Below are 11,941 nucleotides of genomic sequence, written 5' to 3'. Positions count from 1 at the left end.
AATGTCAGATTTCTGATAATAAACTGGTGATTGATGTTTGAATCAGACCATTTAGCGACCTAAATAGCGCATTTGATATAAAACCTTCCTATTTGTGCTGATTTGTATAGGTTTACCCGCTGTCACATTTCTAAAAAATGTTGTGTCATGACAGCCCATCTCACTGAAAAATGGTATTTATGATCAATTATTAATCTTAGATTTCTTGGGACTTTGGCTGCTCTTAGGTAGAGTAGGCGTGTGATAGAATTTTCAATTATATAGAGGCTTGTGATGGTTCGGTTGCTGCTAGCAATATGCTTTCTTCCTTGTGCCGTGATGGCCACACCATCTATGCACTCTTTATTGATCAATGGCGATTTTTTAAAGCCAATAACGGTCATGGAACAATTAGAGCAACAAGACGAAGGCACCATATGTGACTTTGATGTTGATGTTGAAGAAGGTTTGTTGGTGTATAAGATTTCTATGGTTAACGTAGAGACTCACCGAATCAATAAATACCAATACCGAGCCTTAGACGGTACATTATTAACTGAAAAATCGTCTGCTTATGCCTCTGATGATATTGGTCAAGTTAATGCGGCAAAAATGCTGCGAGCTAAGCATATGAAGTTTTCAGAATTAGTGACCCTCGCGATTGAAAACCAACAAGGATATTTAACACAGGCGGAATTGGACCACGATTTATCAATTAGTTATCTCGAACTAAAGTTACTCAATCAAGATAGTAGAAATACTATTGCTTTCGATATTGAGACTCTACGTCCACTACCTCTGCTCAAATGGGATTAAAGACTCTATGACTATGCGTATTTTATTGGTTGAAGATGATGCTACTACGTTAAAGTATGTAGCCGACGGATTTACGGCTCAGAAATATCAAGTTGATAGCGCGACTGATGGTCAAGAAGGCCTCACGTTAGCCAAGCATAACCAATATGATTTACTGATCCTCGATCGCATGTTACCAAAGCTAGACGGCTTAACATTATTGTCTGCTCTGCGTACCAGTGGTAATAAAACACCAGTACTTATTTTATCGGCATTAAGTCATGTTGACGAGCGTGTAAAAGGTTTACGTGCGGGCGGTGATGACTACATGACCAAGCCATTTGCCTTTGCAGAATTGTTAGTACGTGCTGAAAAACTTGCGCAACGTAACGTGGTTGAACCGGCTGCCACCGAAATTGAAGTGGGCAGTTTAAAGATGGAATTATTAACCCGTAAAGTCACCCTTGACGATAGCGAGTTAATGCTACAACCAAAAGAATTTCAATTGCTTAAGTATTTGATGGAGCATCCTAATCAAGTGATTAGCCGCACATTATTATTTGAAGCTGTATGGGACTACCATTTTGATCCTCGCACCAATGTGATTGATGTGCATATTGCAAAGTTACGTCGCAAGTTTGAAGAGCTTGGCCATGGTGAGTTAATTGAAACCGTTAGAGGGGCTGGATATCGCCTTTGTAAAAGGCATTAAGCCTTACCAAAGTAGTGCGTGGCGGATCACGCTGATCTTCTCGACATTAGTAACCATACTCATTGTTATGTTGGTGCTTAGTCTCTATAGACAGTTAGTGATCGAGCAACAAAATCAAGTAGATAAACATCTAGCTGCAGAAATGCAGCGCTATCAACAGTTAGCATTAACGGTTAACCGTCGCAGTTTTGCGGCTCAAATTCGTGCTGCCGATCCTAAAACTGCACTGATTGCCTGGCGCAACAGTGTAGATATGGTGGGCGCATTGACTTTCTTACCCGAAAATATGCCACAACTGCCTGAAACGAAAGATTTCCCTATCTTTACTGGTGGTCCAGATAAACTGCATATTCTTACTGGTGGCTTAGTTATCACCCGTTATGGCCCAGTATTAATTGCTACACGTACCGATCAACTCGCGGCTTTAATCGAGAAGTTTATTAACGCTGCATTTTGGGCCGTTGCATTCACTTTAGGGCTCACGCTAGCGTTAGGCTATATTTTCTCAAAAGCCATTTTGAGACGACTGGTCGAATACAACCGTTTGAGTGAACAGATTGAAGCTGGACACTATGAAACCCGTCTGCCAGTAAGCGAAAGCCAAGATGAATTTGACATGCTGGCACGGCAATTTAATTTAGTACTCGACACCTTAGAGCAAAACTTACGAGCCGTTCGCGGTGTGACCGATAACATTGCCCATGATTTACGTACGCCATTATCGCATTTACGCATTGGTATTGAGCTGTTGTCGCAAAAACCTACAGCTGAACTTGCCGATGCCACCGCTGAGCTACTCGAAGAGTTAGACCACTGTTTGGGAACTTTCGATGCGATGTTATCGTTAACGCGCATCGAAGAAGGTCAGCAAACGCTTGATTTACAGCCGGTGAGTTTACAGCAAATCTGCCAAGATTTATTTGAAATGGCTGAGGTGATTGCCGAGAGTCACGACCAAGTATTGAGTATTAGTCTAGCAGATGATGTTCACGTGAATGGCGATAAGTATTTGTTGTTTCAGGCATTATTTAATCTAGTGGATAACGCGATAAAGTATTCACCTAATGGCGCCACGATTAATATTATTCAGCACGGTAAACACATTCAAATTAGTGATAATGGACCGGGTATTATTGACGAAGATAAAGAGCGGGTATTCGATCGCTTAGTGCGCTTAGACCCTAGCCGCCATTACAAAGGCACTGGTTTAGGATTATCGATGGTAAAGGCTATTCTATCGCGTCATAAAGCGACGATTTCACTACTCGATAATAACCCTGGTTTACTCGTGAGTATTCACTTTAAATAACCCTGCGAGCCTCTCATTTAATCGTTGTTGGATAATATATGTACCAAGTGATAAGTGATCAAACAGACTTTATTGTCATCAGTAAATCCGTGAATGTTCATTTTCATAGCCAAGATGGCAATGCTGGAGTGATTGCACAGGCTGAGGCTGATGTAGGTTACAAGCTTTACCCTGTTCATCGGCTCGATACACCGACTTCTGGTTTGCTGATTGTGGCTAAATCCCCTCAGGCTGCAAATATATTTACCAAAATGTTTACTGAGCATAAAGTTCAAAAATATTATTTGGCAATAGCTTGTGGTAAACCTAAAAAGAAACAAGGCTGGATTATCGGCGATATGGCGAAGTCGCGTCGCAGTATGTATAAGTTACTGCGAACCACAGAAAACCCTGCAGTGACACAGTTTTTTAGTCAGAGTATTGCCTCTTGTATGCGGATGTATTTACTAAAACCGCTGAGTGGCAAAACCCATCAATTAAGAGTGGCCTTAGCCAGTATTGGTGTGCCTATTTTAGGCGATAAACTCTATGGTGATGAGCTGAGCGATAGATGTTATTTACATGCTTATAGTTTGCATTTTACCTATCTAGAGCAGGTTTATTGTTTCAAGCAACTGCCTCAGTTTGGTAAGCAGTTTTTGTTACCTGAGTGCCAACAACTTATGATGAACCAATGGCAATCACCGAATGACTTATCGTGGCCTAGTAAAGACTAATCTCTGCCTATTACTCCTATCAGAGGTAAACTTAAGCTGCTGTCTCAATGCAATTACGGCCCGCTTTTTTTGCGCTATACATGGCTTTGTCGGCTCGCGCTAGAATATGCTTAATTGGTGTGTCTGGTGTGACAATCGCACAACCGATACTAGCAGTAATGACAAGTTTATTTTCCCCTGTATCAATAATAAGGTCGGCAAGTACTTGCTGGCATCGTGAAGCCATTTGATGAGCTTGTTCTAGAGTGCAGTTTGGTAATAAAATCAGAAACTCTTCGCCGCCATAACGGCATAAAAAATCGTCATTCCGAATAACATTATTAATAGCATTCGCTGATTTCTCCAGCACAATATCCCCCATAGCATGACCCCAATTATCATTAATCGCTTTAAAGTGGTCTAAATCGATTAAGAGGATGCAGTAAGGTATGTTGGAAGTGTGCCAACTACTGTGGATGTGTTGTAATTGCTTATCAAGAGAATGACGATTCCAAATACCGGTAAGAGCATCACGGTTGGCAAGGGTGAGGATTTTTGTCACGAGCTTGTTGATGGAGTTACCCACAATTAAAATGTTAACAAGTAATATCAGTATGATATATACCCATAGTGTCGGTTTAGCATCAGCCGTGTTTAAGGTGGCAAAAACAGTGATTTTGTCTGGAAAAAATAACAGTATGATGGGCCTTAGTAGAAATAAACAGCCAATTAATGCTATTGGGATAACTAACCAGTTGGTAGCAAAAGCCGTAAATGTATCTCTAAATGCGTGTAAATGATCTCGAGCTAGCCCAAAAAATAATATTGATGCCGCTAAAGATAAAATAGAGACCAAATAAACGGCTTCGGTGCGCTGTGGTGTGACCAAAAGCATCAATATCGCCGCCATAGTGATGACGGTTAAATCGAATAATTTGCTACTGGGTAATCTGTATAGTCTTTGTGCACCCCAGCGAAGAGTACTCAGTCCAAGTAAGATCATTACATCAGCCGTGAACCAATAAAGGTAACTAGGTTGGTCTGTTCGTTGGGTGTAAAGCAACATGCCAATCAGTACGCATAAATTTGCTAATGAAAAATGAATACTTGCCTTAGGTGCAACTCTCATTGGATAAGCCATAACCCACCAAGAGGCGGTTGCTGCAGCTGCGAGTAAACACAATACTTGCATTAATATTTGTGTGGATTCATGTTCCGTCATAAAGATGCATATAAAGGTAATTTCTTATTAAATATGCCATTGAGGCTAGTGTAAAAATTTTTTAATGGCAATATTTTAGTTTAATGTTTTCTATTTAACGTTAATTTAATTAACTGATGGTGGAAATCAATAAGATGGATTTACTTAAAATTTATGATGGCCAATGCTATTTTTTGTAACAAGCCTCTCTGGCAAGCCCTAGTCACTAGATAGCTAAATAAAAGCGTTTATTATCTAGAATAGATTTTTAGGCTGTTATTGGTTAAAGATGATGATGTGCATTATGAATTCTATGTTTGAGTTGATTACAGTTGCTGTGTTGACTTAACAGTTGATTCTTCCATTGAATCCATTGAGCAAATTGTATTGCGGCCTTTACTTTTAGCAAGGTACATAGCGTCGTCAGCGAGTTGTAATAATTGTTCAATACTGAGGTGGGTTTTACAGGTAGCATAACCAATGCTGAGAGTGGTATTGATATGGGTCTTCTGCCATAAAACCGTATTTTCATTGATTTTTTGCTGTACTTTTTCGGCCACTATTTGAGCTTCTTTTTTATTGGTTAATGGCAGTATGATTAAAAACTCCTCACCACCATAACGGCAAATAAAATCAATTTTCCGCAGTGATTGCTTTAATATATCAGCAGTATTCTTTAACACCATATCACCCGCTAAATGGCCATAAGTGTCGTTGATGCGTTTGAAATGGTCTAAGTCGAGTACCATTAAACTATATGCCAAACCATTTCGAAGCCAAAGGGCATCAACTTCTTCGAGTTTTATTAATAAAGAGTGCCTATTCCATAAGCCTGTTAGTTGATCTTTATTGGCTAATCGAGCCACCTTGTAGACTAAGCGAGTCAACGCATTACCAAACAATACTAGGTTAGTGAGTAGCAGTAATATGATGTAGCTCCACATCACTAACGATGAGTTAAGCTTGTCTGCAGCTGAAATGTGGGCAAGTTCGTCGGGGAAAAGTAATAAAACAACTGCGCGGATGATAAACAGTAAGCCTATGGTGAAAAAAGGTACGTTAATCAACGCGGCATAATGCAGCGGTAAGTGTTTTTTTACCGCCCGAAAATTATCAATACCACTAAGGGTGATGAACGTTGCTGCGGTAATACTCATTACAATAACTAAGTAGACAGCGTAGGTCAGGGATGGTGGAACCAACAGCATTAATAATGCTGTGGTTGCCAGCAAAATAAGATCGAATCGGTAAGATAAAGGCTGCTTAAATAAATGTTGGCTGCCCCAACGCACCAGAGCAAACCCCACAAGTATTGTCATGTCTGCCACAAACCAGTATAAATAGTTAATTGCTTCAGTACGTTGGGTATAAAGCAAAATGCCAATAAGAGTACAAATATTGGTAGCGGCGAAACACCAACTGGCTTTAGGTGCGATGCGTAATAGACTGGCAAGCAATGTCCAAGCTAGAGCGCAACTTACTGCGATTAAGCTAAAAAATTGAACAAAAATAATACTTTGGTTATGTTCCATATGACTCATTAGTATCGTGAATAAGACTATTCCATAATTTGATATCAAAAGCGTAGCTAGAATAATAAGCTAATTGTCCTAGTTAACAAATTGTATCGTATACTATTTTTATAATAACTATAGCTAAATTAATCAACTTAAATAAGGTAACTAAAATGGATTCTAATAAATTATTACTGGTGATTATTGCGATTTTACTTCCGCCTGTAGCGGTTTTGCTCAAAAAAGGCATGGGTAAAGACTTATTAATAAATATCTTATTATGTATTTTCTTTTTTGTACCAGGGCTTGTTCATGCTTTGTGGGTAGTCTTACAAGAATAATGTTTAACACCATAGTCTATTGATGCTGTTTGGTCACTGATAAGCTGGAATCTATAGGGTTTTAATCATTTTGAGATTATAATTACCTCGTATAAATGCCATCAAGTGACCAATATGAATCGTAAAAAGAAAATTAATCAAACTCTTAAAGCTAAAGCCAAAAAAGCTAACGCTAAGCTTCATGCCGCCAATAAATCACCTTATATTGCTAAAGCCGAACGTGAACAGCTTGCTAAAGCGCAATTGGTGATAGCGCCAACAGCCGATTAAGCGACTCTGGCGCTGTACATTCGCCAGCACAGTAGCACCATCACTATACCTAAAGAACTATATCTAAAGAACCATGACTATAGATATGTGATTTTATCTACGGATTAACGCTGCAAACTTTACAATGTGGTTGTTTAGGTAAACGCATTTGCCTAAACTCCATGGTCATAGCATCAATCATTAACAACTTACCCGTTAATGGCTCGCCGATAACCGTGATGACTTTAATTGCTTCTGTTGCTTGAATGCAGCCAATCATGCCAACCACTGGCGCAAGAATACCTGCTTCAACACACGTTAATTGTTGCTCACCAAACAGAGCACCAAAACATTGATAGCAAGGGCTGTCTTGTTGGTAGTCAAATACTGTAACAGTGCCTTCCATTCTAATAGCCGCGGCCGACACTAAAGGCACTTTGTGCTCAAAACAGCTTTTATTAAGCTGTTCACGCACTAGCATGTTGTCGGTGCAATCAAGAATTAAGCTATGTTGGCTCACCAATGCATTAATCTCATCATCATCTAACAACTTATTGATGGTATTGATATTAATTAATGGATTAAGCAGCATCAGTGTCTGTTTAGCCGATTCAACTTTTGCTTGACCAATATTGGCGTCATAGTGCAATACTTGGCGCTGCAAATTGGACAACTCTACGGTATCAAAATCAACTAAGGTGATTTCACCAACCCCAGCCACGGCAAGGTATTGACTTGCTGCACAGCCTAGACCACCTGCACCAATAATTAATACTTTGGCAAGCTTGAGCTTTTCTTGGCCATCGATATCGATAGCCTTAATAGAGATCTGCCGGCTATAGCGCAGCATTTCATTATCAGTGAGTATCTCTTGATCAAGTGAATCCATACTATTCCTAACACAACACGTTATTAAAAGGTTCTACGGTGACTTGGGTGCCTGTTGGTGTGTCGCCTTGGAATTGATCTAATATCACAAAGCAATTAGCTAAACTCATTGATGTGAGCATGCCTGACCCTTGGCCGCCAGTAATCGCAACTTCAAGCTCACCCATTTCATTACGACTGAGTATGCCGCGTTGATATTCGACTCTACCAGGGTGTTTTCGTATATCTGTCAGTAACCTTGCTTGGCAAAATAATGGTTTAACTGGCTTGAGTCCCTGCATTTTATTCAAAATGGGCAACACGAGTTTATAAAACGTTACCATCGAAGAAACGGGATTACCGGGCAAACCGCAAAATATTGCGTTATCAATTTTACCAAATGCGAATGGCTTACCTGGCTTAATAGCAAGTTTCCAAAAGGTAATTTTGCCTTCTTCAGACAAAATTTGTTTAGTGAAGTCGGCGTCTCCAACTGAGACTCCGCCGGATGTTAATACCATATCAGCCTTGCTGGCGGCTTCTTTAAAGGCACCGCGAATGGCTTCTTTATTGTCGGCTATAACGCCTAAATCAATCCAGTCAACATGGCTTTTACTCAGTAAGCCTTGGATTGAATAGCGGTTAGAATCATAAATTTGTCCAGGAGCCAGCTCACTTCCCACTGGGCGTAACTCATCACCAGTGGAAAAAAAGGCGACTTTTAATTTACGTGTCACTCTAACTTGGCTAATACCGATAGTGGCGAGAACGCCCATTTCAGCTGCTCGGATTGTGATGCCTTGGTGCAATACTTTTGTACCTGCACGCAGTTCTTCACCACGATATCGCACATTAGCGCCTAATCGATGCGGATGCTCGATGGTAATTTGGTTTTCGTCTGCTTGGGCTTTTTCTTGCATTTGCACAGTATCAAAACCCACAGGTACCGGGGCACCAGTCATGATACGAATACAGCTATTGGGTGACACTTTGCCATTGAAAGGGTGACCAGCAAAAGAACTACCTACGAGGGTAAGGGTTGTTTTATCCTGTGATGCGGCTAAATCGGTAAAACGAAATGCATAACCGTCCATTGCTGAGTTATCAAATGGCGGTAAATCAATACTCGATGCTAGATCTTCCGCGAGCACTCTGTCGATAGCTTGGGTTAATGTGACGAGCTCGGTATCTTGGGTTGCTTCAACTTGAGCTAAAAGTTGCTCAATCGCTTGATCGGGATGAAGCAATGCTGGTTGAGCGCAAGGGTCTTGATTACTGGACATCAGAACTTCCTTAATGAATCGCTAAAATACTATCAACTGTATCTTGGCTGAAATAGGTCTTTGCTTTTAATGGTGCTTAGTATGCCATGATGGCACAAGAGTTTTATGATCACACTTAAGGTTTTATATTTTATGTCGAAAAATAACGCCAATACCGATTGGTACTTATACATTATTCGCTGTGCAAACTCGCATTTATACACCGGTATTACCACGGATATTTCACGTCGTTTTGGCGAGCATCAAGCCAGTGGTCCTAAAGCAGCTAAATATTTAAGAGGGAAAGGCCCGTTAACCCTAGTTTATCAAGAATCATTAGCTGATCGAAGTGAAGCGTCAAAACGCGAAATTGCTGTTAAAAAATATACTCGCCAGCAAAAATTATTATTGATTGAACAGTATGAGTTAACCCGTCCACGGTAACGATAAGTTACCTATATTTATAAGTTTTTCATATCAAAATTTTGGTTTACAGTTTTTTTACGACTAGACTGAAATGATGGAATCTCAATGGTTAATCCACAATGGTCAAGTCGTTAATGAGTGTTGCGCTGATCATGTGTTGCTCGGCATTTCCTTCAGCGGCACAACAAGTACGCATTCAACCAGCTCAATCTTCAGAAAATACCACTCACCAATATTATTACGACTTGTTATAGCTGCTATTAACCCAAACCGCTGATGATTATGGCTCGGCGGATATTGTTGTTAGCAATGACCATCCACGCTTAGTGCAACGCATTACTCAAGGTTTAGAGGTATTCATTGCGACAGGTCAGCTACATGAGTTTATTGAGCAGTATGAAACAACTCGAGATATGTTCCCACTGAGTCGATATCGCCACAAACACCTTTTCAAAATCAGATTTATGGATTGATTTACCGCATCCCACAAAAAACGCCGCAGCACTTGTGGAGTGATACGGCGTTATTTAATCTCATTGTCTATATAGCGTTGAAGCTTATTTGGACGCTCGCAACACCGGATACTTCATGTATTCGTTGTCATAATATGGGCTGCGTTGGTAAAACCAGCGTAATCTTGCTTGGCTATCTTTAGCAAAATCAGGATCTTTAAGCGCTTGATCAAACTCAGCTTGTAGAGCTGGGTTGTCGAGTAACATTTTTGCTGCTAAAGGTTCCACTGCATAGTCTTCAATGTATTCAGTGCGGGTAAAAATGGTATTGAACATTCCCCAATAAAACAATGAATCCTCAGCCTGAGGTTCAAGTAATAGCATTGCTAAGTCACCCAAAGGTTGGTCGGTTGGAATACGCATGCTACCCGCTGGCAGGAGAGTATTTATTTTGTGAATAGTCGTTGTTGCCGTTACCGTTTGATGACCTTCATAATCAGCACTTGAGAATAGTGGGTCGCTGAACTGATATTGCTGCGCGGTTATCGACGTTGGCTTATTCAGTTGTGTCATTCTAATGCCATGCAAAGATAAACGCTCAATAACGTTTGTCCATTGTGGCGGAATATAATAAGCCACAGGCCGAGTTACCGTGATATCTGCTTTTGTGTTAGCCACAATCGGTAAGTTTTCATATAACTTAGGCTCTCCAGTCCAGCGGACAACTTTGTCACCACTGATTGGGCTTTGCTCAACACGGTAATCAATCCCTTTAAAGTCTTTTCCTTCAGCTAAGGTTTCATTTTGCCAGCTGATGGTTAACTTGCTTGGGTTACGATATTTGTCTTCATTAATCGCAGATTTTAGCTTGGTGCTATTTTTCGCCACCGTTTTAAGGGTTTGTTCAAGTGTAACGTAGGTACCAAGAACGCGTTGCTTATAAGGTTTAAGGCTATGGTTCTCTATTAGAATAGTCGGCAAATGACGAGCATCACCGTAACCATTGGAAAAACGTGGGCTAGGGTTCCACAATGACAAGCCTTTAGTCATGTCTGTATTATCGTTAGCAAATACCAACTGGCCCGGAATGTGGCCTTGCTCTGTTAATGCATGTTCAACCGCGGGACGGTAAATAGACTCTAACCATGTAAAAATACTTGGGCTATAGCCTTGTGCAACGTTGTAACCAAAGGTGACATCGTATTGGTAGTCAATACCATCGGTCACATGGATATCAATGTATAAGTCTGGCTGCCAAATATTAATCGCTTGAATGAGGTGCTGCATTTCCAATGCATCAGCTTTAGCATAATCACGGTTTAAATTAAGATTGTTAGCAGTAGTGCGCCAGCCCATATTAACCGGCCCGCGTTGATTTACTCGATTGAATTTGCTGCTACGCTCGTGGGCATCGACACTGAAAATAGGAATAAACAGTAAATTAACGTTTTCAAGCAAATCGCGTTTGTTACGATGACTGATATCTCGCAGCAGCATCATACCTGCATCTTTACCGTCAATCTCACCAGAATGAATACCTGCTTGCACTAATACCGTTGCTTTACCGTTGTCACTTAATGCTTGTGCCGTTGATACCCCATCTTGTGACGCGATAATCATCCATATATCTCGCCCTTGGGGGCTTTTACCAATGCTGACTTTTTGCAAAACGTCAGTGCTGTCGACGAGTTTGTCTAACCATTCCATGGTGTCGTGATAGTTCGGGCTTGAAACATAACCTTGTTGCTCAAAAGGGGTTGCCCATGGTTGATCTGCACTTAACAGTAAGCTTTCACTGGCGCCTGACCAAGGATGAATTGGCGGTAGTATACTGTCGTTTTCGAGATGCGTTATTTGCTCTGCCGGTACTTGAGGAGCAGACACAGCATTGTTAGCATGAGTGAAAGTGGAACAGATGAGTAACGGACTAACCATTAAGCTAGCAAGCAAAAAGCGGCGCATGAATATCCCTGTGAATGGTGATGGTGTCGAAATACGGTAATAGCATCATAACACTGCCTATCAACAGTTTCAGTTGCTTTTACCCTTATAAATGAACTGGAACAGTGCTGATAAAAAATCCCAACCGAAGTTGGGATTTTTAAATTACATCGCGTTAAATAAAGCGTTGCGAATAAT

General features: G+C 40.7%; 12 protein-coding genes and 1 pseudogene. 8 read left to right on the top strand and 5 right to left on the bottom strand.

Annotated elements, in window-relative coordinates; all coding sequences use genetic code 11:
• Positions 1 to 318: 318 nt before the first annotated feature.
• The 4 genes from AAEY98_RS16660 (at position 319) to AAEY98_RS16645 (ending at position 3,511) form a co-directional block, all read left to right on the top strand.
• Positions 319 to 795, top strand: coding sequence for a hypothetical protein (locus AAEY98_RS16660; RefSeq protein WP_351018271.1), 477 nt, complete (start codon positions 319 to 321; stop codon positions 793 to 795).
• A 13-nt stretch (positions 796 to 808) separates the two neighbouring features.
• A complete protein-coding gene (locus tag AAEY98_RS16655; protein WP_041413271.1) occupies positions 809 to 1,486 on the top strand; it encodes a response regulator transcription factor in 678 nt (225 codons plus the stop codon).
• 67 nt (positions 1,487 to 1,553) lie between these two features.
• Positions 1,554 to 2,795, top strand: coding sequence for a sensor histidine kinase (locus AAEY98_RS16650; RefSeq protein ID WP_101087467.1), 1,242 nt, complete (start codon positions 1,554 to 1,556; stop codon positions 2,793 to 2,795).
• A 38-nt stretch (positions 2,796 to 2,833) separates the two neighbouring features.
• Positions 2,834 to 3,511, top strand: a complete 678-nt coding sequence (locus AAEY98_RS16645; RefSeq protein ID WP_351018268.1) for a TIGR01621 family pseudouridine synthase — start codon at positions 2,834 to 2,836, stop codon at positions 3,509 to 3,511.
• Between the two features lie 31 nt (positions 3,512 to 3,542).
• Here the strand turns inward: AAEY98_RS16645 and AAEY98_RS16640 are convergent, their stop codons facing one another.
• On the bottom strand, positions 3,543 to 4,712 hold the full coding sequence (locus tag AAEY98_RS16640) for a GGDEF domain-containing protein (protein ID WP_351018265.1): 1,170 nt from the start codon (positions 4,710 to 4,712) through the stop codon (positions 3,543 to 3,545).
• Between the two features lie 305 nt (positions 4,713 to 5,017).
• On the bottom strand, positions 5,018 to 6,223 hold the full coding sequence (locus AAEY98_RS16635; RefSeq protein ID WP_351018262.1) for a GGDEF domain-containing protein: 1,206 nt from the start codon (positions 6,221 to 6,223) through the stop codon (positions 5,018 to 5,020).
• Positions 6,224 to 6,378: 155 nt separating this feature from the next.
• Here AAEY98_RS16635 and AAEY98_RS16630 point away from each other — a divergent pair, with 155 nt between their 5' ends.
• Together AAEY98_RS16630 and AAEY98_RS16625 are read left to right on the top strand one after the other, a co-directional pair.
• Positions 6,379 to 6,546 (top strand): YqaE/Pmp3 family membrane protein, encoded by a 168-nt coding sequence (locus AAEY98_RS16630; protein ID WP_011635586.1) that lies wholly within the window; start codon positions 6,379 to 6,381, stop codon positions 6,544 to 6,546.
• 114 nt (positions 6,547 to 6,660) lie between these two features.
• Positions 6,661 to 6,816 (top strand): DUF2986 domain-containing protein, encoded by a 156-nt coding sequence (locus tag AAEY98_RS16625; RefSeq protein WP_351018259.1) that lies wholly within the window; start codon positions 6,661 to 6,663, stop codon positions 6,814 to 6,816.
• A gap of 97 nt (positions 6,817 to 6,913) precedes the next feature.
• On the opposite strand, the gene moeB is transcribed toward AAEY98_RS16625, so the two are convergent.
• Together moeB and moeA are read right to left on the bottom strand one after the other, a co-directional pair.
• Complete coding sequence (gene moeB / locus AAEY98_RS16620) at positions 6,914 to 7,684, bottom strand: molybdopterin-synthase adenylyltransferase MoeB (protein WP_351018256.1); 771 nt, start codon at positions 7,682 to 7,684, stop codon at positions 6,914 to 6,916.
• Between the two features lie 7 nt (positions 7,685 to 7,691).
• Complete coding sequence (moeA, locus tag AAEY98_RS16615) at positions 7,692 to 8,945, bottom strand: molybdopterin molybdotransferase MoeA (protein WP_351018253.1); 1,254 nt, start codon at positions 8,943 to 8,945, stop codon at positions 7,692 to 7,694.
• Between the two features lie 159 nt (positions 8,946 to 9,104).
• Here moeA and AAEY98_RS16610 point away from each other — a divergent pair.
• Both AAEY98_RS16610 and AAEY98_RS16605 read left to right on the top strand, forming a co-directional pair.
• Positions 9,105 to 9,368, top strand: a pseudogene (locus AAEY98_RS16610) (GIY-YIG nuclease family protein); the annotation flags it as partial.
• A gap of 101 nt (positions 9,369 to 9,469) precedes the next feature.
• Positions 9,470 to 9,604, top strand: a complete 135-nt coding sequence (locus AAEY98_RS16605) for a hypothetical protein (protein WP_302476620.1) — start codon at positions 9,470 to 9,472, stop codon at positions 9,602 to 9,604.
• A 303-nt stretch (positions 9,605 to 9,907) separates the two neighbouring features.
• Here the strand turns inward: AAEY98_RS16605 and AAEY98_RS16600 are convergent, their stop codons facing one another.
• Positions 9,908 to 11,764 (bottom strand): M14 family metallopeptidase, encoded by a 1,857-nt coding sequence (locus tag AAEY98_RS16600; protein ID WP_351018249.1) that lies wholly within the window; start codon positions 11,762 to 11,764, stop codon positions 9,908 to 9,910.
• Between the last annotated feature and the right edge of the window lie 177 nt (positions 11,765 to 11,941).

Origin of the sequence: Shewanella sp. AC91-MNA-CIBAN-0169, assembly GCF_040310165.1 — a bacterium.
Classification (GTDB): Bacteria; Pseudomonadota; Gammaproteobacteria; order Enterobacterales; family Shewanellaceae; genus Shewanella.
Note: the sequence above shows the minus strand (reverse complement) of the source record. Positions and strands in the feature narration are given on the sequence as shown.

What these genes read in the sequence shown, in the direction of transcription:
- AAEY98_RS16655 (WP_041413271.1), top strand. Translation starts at nt 809, where the DNA reads ATGCGTATTTTATTGGTTGAAGATGATGCTACTACGTTAAAGTATGTA.
- AAEY98_RS16645 (WP_351018268.1), top strand. Translation starts at nt 2,834, where the DNA reads ATGTACCAAGTGATAAGTGATCAAACAGACTTTATTGTCATCAGTAAA.
- AAEY98_RS16650 (WP_101087467.1), top strand. Translation starts at nt 1,554, where the DNA reads ATGTTGGTGCTTAGTCTCTATAGACAGTTAGTGATCGAGCAACAAAAT.
- AAEY98_RS16630 (WP_011635586.1), top strand. Translation starts at nt 6,379, where the DNA reads ATGGATTCTAATAAATTATTACTGGTGATTATTGCGATTTTACTTCCG.
- AAEY98_RS16640 (WP_351018265.1), bottom strand. Translation starts at nt 4,712, where the DNA reads ATGACGGAACATGAATCCACACAAATATTAATGCAAGTATTGTGTTTA.
- AAEY98_RS16660 (WP_351018271.1), top strand. Translation starts at nt 319, where the DNA reads ATGGCCACACCATCTATGCACTCTTTATTGATCAATGGCGATTTTTTA.
- AAEY98_RS16625 (WP_351018259.1), top strand. Translation starts at nt 6,661, where the DNA reads ATGAATCGTAAAAAGAAAATTAATCAAACTCTTAAAGCTAAAGCCAAA.
- moeB (WP_351018256.1), bottom strand. Translation starts at nt 7,684, where the DNA reads ATGGATTCACTTGATCAAGAGATACTCACTGATAATGAAATGCTGCGC.
- AAEY98_RS16600 (WP_351018249.1), bottom strand. Translation starts at nt 11,764, where the DNA reads ATGCGCCGCTTTTTGCTTGCTAGCTTAATGGTTAGTCCGTTACTCATC.
- moeA (WP_351018253.1), bottom strand. Translation starts at nt 8,945, where the DNA reads ATGTCCAGTAATCAAGACCCTTGCGCTCAACCAGCATTGCTTCATCCC.
- AAEY98_RS16605 (WP_302476620.1), top strand. Translation starts at nt 9,470, where the DNA reads ATGGTCAAGTCGTTAATGAGTGTTGCGCTGATCATGTGTTGCTCGGCA.
- AAEY98_RS16635 (WP_351018262.1), bottom strand. Translation starts at nt 6,223, where the DNA reads ATGGAACATAACCAAAGTATTATTTTTGTTCAATTTTTTAGCTTAATC.